The organism is Neoroseomonas rubea (genome assembly GCF_016106015.1).
GTDB classification, from domain to species: Bacteria; Pseudomonadota; Alphaproteobacteria; order Acetobacterales; family Acetobacteraceae; genus Neoroseomonas; species Neoroseomonas rubea.
Genome location: NZ_JACADQ010000436.1, coordinates 1 through 2,804, shown reverse-complemented (window position 1 = coordinate 2,804; position 2,804 = coordinate 1). Strand labels below are relative to the sequence as shown.

At 72.3% G+C, this 2,804-nt stretch carries 4 protein-coding genes; 3 read left to right on the top strand and 1 reads right to left on the bottom strand.

What is annotated here, in order from left to right; genetic code table 11:
* From HW577_RS23240 to HW577_RS27100, 3 genes are all read left to right on the top strand, one after another.
* Positions 1-578, top strand: a 578-nt coding sequence (locus tag HW577_RS23240; RefSeq protein ID WP_198378485.1) for an endoribonuclease YicC domain-containing protein, incomplete at its 5' end; no start/stop codon positions are given.
* Complete coding sequence (gene gmk / locus HW577_RS23235) at positions 568-1,203, top strand: guanylate kinase (protein WP_198378484.1); 636 nt, start codon at positions 568-570, stop codon at positions 1,201-1,203. The genes HW577_RS23240 and gmk, both read left to right, overlap by 11 nt.
* 4 nt (positions 1,204-1,207) lie before the next feature.
* Positions 1,208-2,131: an AEC family transporter gene (locus tag HW577_RS27100; RefSeq protein WP_198378483.1), complete on the top strand. Its 924-nt coding sequence runs from the start codon at positions 1,208-1,210 to the stop codon at positions 2,129-2,131.
* Here HW577_RS27100 and HW577_RS23225 read toward each other — a convergent pair.
* Complete coding sequence (locus tag HW577_RS23225) at positions 2,121-2,777, bottom strand: ribosomal RNA small subunit methyltransferase A (RefSeq protein ID WP_408639550.1); 657 nt, start codon at positions 2,775-2,777, stop codon at positions 2,121-2,123. The two genes, HW577_RS27100 and HW577_RS23225, sit on opposite strands and share 11 nt — an antisense overlap.
* Positions 2,778-2,804 lie beyond the last annotated feature (27 nt).

Here is a 2,804-nt window from a genome sequence, read left to right as displayed (position 1 = left end):
CGCGCGCCGAGGCGCTGCTGACCCTGCCCGGCGTGCTGCGCGCCGAGGCGCGCGAGCCGGACGAGGCGGAGGAGGACGCCAAGCGCGCCGCTATCGCCGCCGCCTTCGCCCGCGCGCTCGACGGCCTCGTCGCCTCCCGCCGCGCGGAGGGCGCGAAGCTCGCGGACATCCTGGGCGTGCTGCTCGACGAGGTTGCCGCGCTGCGGGACTTGGCGGCCAAGGAAGCCGCCGACCAGCCGGCGCTGCATCTGGCCCGGCTGCGCGAAAGCCTCGGCGCGCTGCTCGAAGGCGAACGCCGCGTGCCGGAGGAACGGCTCGCGCAGGAAGTCGCGATGCTCGCGACCAAGTCCGATGTGCGGGAGGAACTCGACCGCCTGTCCGCCCACATCGCCGAGGCGCGCCGGCTGCTGGCGAGCGGCGAGGCGGTCGGCCGCAAGCTCGACTTCCTGACGCAGGAATTCGTCCGCGAGGCGAACACGCTCTGCAGCAAGTCGTCGTCGATCCCGCTGACCCGCATCGGGCTCGAGCTGAAGGCGGCGATCGAGCGGCTGAAGGAGCAGTCGGCGAATGTCGAATGAGGGCATCGCGCGGCGCGGCCTCTGCCTGGTGCTCGCCGCGGCGCCGGGGGCGGGCAAGACCACCGTCTCCCGCGCGCTGCTGGAGACGGAGCCCGACCTCTCGCTCTCGGTGAGCGCCACGACGCGCCCGCCGCGCCCCGGCGAGCAGGAAGGCGTCCACTACTTCTTCAAGTCGCCGGACGCGTTCGACGCGATGGCGATGCGGGGAGAATTCCTGGAACACGCGCGCTTCCTCGGCCGCGCCTACGGCACGCCGCGCGCGCCGGTGGAAGCCGCGCTGGCCGCGGGGCGGGACGTGCTGTTCGACATCGAATGGCAGGGACATCGCCAGATGAAGGCGGCCATGGCCGAGGACGTCGTCGGCATCTTCCTCCTGCCGCCCTCCCTGCCGGACCTCGAGAAGCGGCTGCGCGGCCGCGGCCAGGACAGCGAGGTCGAGATCGCCCGCCGCATGGCCGCGGCGCGGGAGGAGATCACGCACTGGGACGAGTTCGACCATGTGGTGGTGAACCGCGACTTCGCCGCGACGGTCGCGCAGGTGCGCGCCATTCTGCACGCGGCGCGGACCGAACGGCGCCGCCAGCCCGGGATGGCGGGCTTCATCGCCGGGCTGCTCGCCGGCTGAACGCGTGTCCGTCATCCTCGGCATCGTCGCGCCGGTCTTCGCCATCGTCGCGATGGGCTGGGCGGCGGCGGCGTGGAAATGGATGGACCAGGCGGGCTTCCGGGCGCTGATCGCCTTCACCTTTTCGATCGCCTCGCCCGCGCTGCTCTTCGCGGGTGGTACCTCGGGCAGCACGCAGGGCGGACTCGCGGCCTTCGTCTTCTTCATGGCGGCGCTGATCGTCTACGGCTTCGTGCTGTGGCTCGGCACGCGGCGGCTGGGGCTTCCGCTCGCGGATTCCGGGCTGCTCGCGCTGAACTGCACCTTCGGCAACACGGTGATGATGGGCATTCCGCTGACCGCGGCCGCGTACGGGCAGGCGGGGCTTGCCGTGCTGCTCGCGCTGATCGCCCTGCATTCGATGGTGCTGCTGTCCCTCGGCACCATCGTTGCCGAGATCGGGCTGAATGCCCATGCGCCGGTCGGGCGCATCCTGCGCGCGACCGTCGCGGGCGTCGTGCGCAACCCTATCGTAATGTCGGTGCTGGCCGCGCTGGTGTGGAGCACGCTGGGCATTCCCGTGCCGGATGCGCTGCGGCGGACTCTGGAGCTGCTTGGCGCGGCGAGTCCGCCGCTGGCGCTGTTCTGCCTCGGCGGGTCGCTTGCGACCTTCCGGCTCGGTGGCGCGCTGACGGAAGTTGCCTGGGCGGTGGTGCTGAAACTCGCCGCCATGCCGCTGCTGGTCTGGGGGCTCTGCCTGCTCTTTGGTCTTGGGCCGCTGGAGACAGCGGTGGCCGTGACGACGGCGGCGCTGCCGACGGGCGCGAACGCCTTCATGCTGGCCCGCCGCTACGAGGTCGGCGCGGAACGGTCGGGGGCGACCGTGCTCGTCTCGACGCTGATCTCGGTGGTGACGCTCGCCGGCGTGCTGGCCTGGTTCAGGCCGTAGCGGCGCGGGCCAGCAGCGCCCGGGCGAGACGGTCGAATTCGGGGATGCTCAGCGTCTCCGCCCGCCGCGCCCCGTCGATTCCCGCGGTCGCGAGCAACCACTCCGCATCGCCGAGGGACTTCAACGCCCCGCGCAGCATCTTGCGCCGCTGGCCGAAGGCGGCCGCGGTGGTGCGTTCCATCGCCGCGAACAGGGCGGGGCCGGGGTCCTCCGCATGCGGCGTGAAGCCGACGACGGCCGACCAGACCTTGGGCGGCGGGCTGAAGGCGCCGGGCGGCAGGCGCAGCAGCATGGTGCAGCGGCAACGCCATTGGGCGAGGACAGACAGACGCCCATAGGCATCGGTATCCGGCGCGGCGCATATGCGCTCGGCGACCTCCTGCTGGAACATCAGCACCATGCCTTCCAGCGCCGCGGCGCCGCGCAGCCAGCCGACCAGCAGCGGCGAGGCGACGTTGTAGGGCAGGTTCGCGACGATCCGGCGCGGCGCCGGCAGCAGCGCGGCGGGGTCCGCCTTCAGCGCATCGCCCTCGATGACGCGAAGCCGCCCGGGATGCGCGGCCGCGAGGTCGGCGAGCGGCAGGGCGTCGGCCAGCAAGGCCTCGTAGGCGGTGAAGACCGGCTCGACATCGGCGGCAGATCCGATGAGCACACGTCTAAACTCTTGTCACAC

What these genes read in the sequence shown, in the direction of transcription:
- gmk (WP_198378484.1), top strand. Translation starts at nt 568, where the DNA reads ATGTCGAATGAGGGCATCGCGCGGCGCGGCCTCTGCCTGGTGCTCGCC.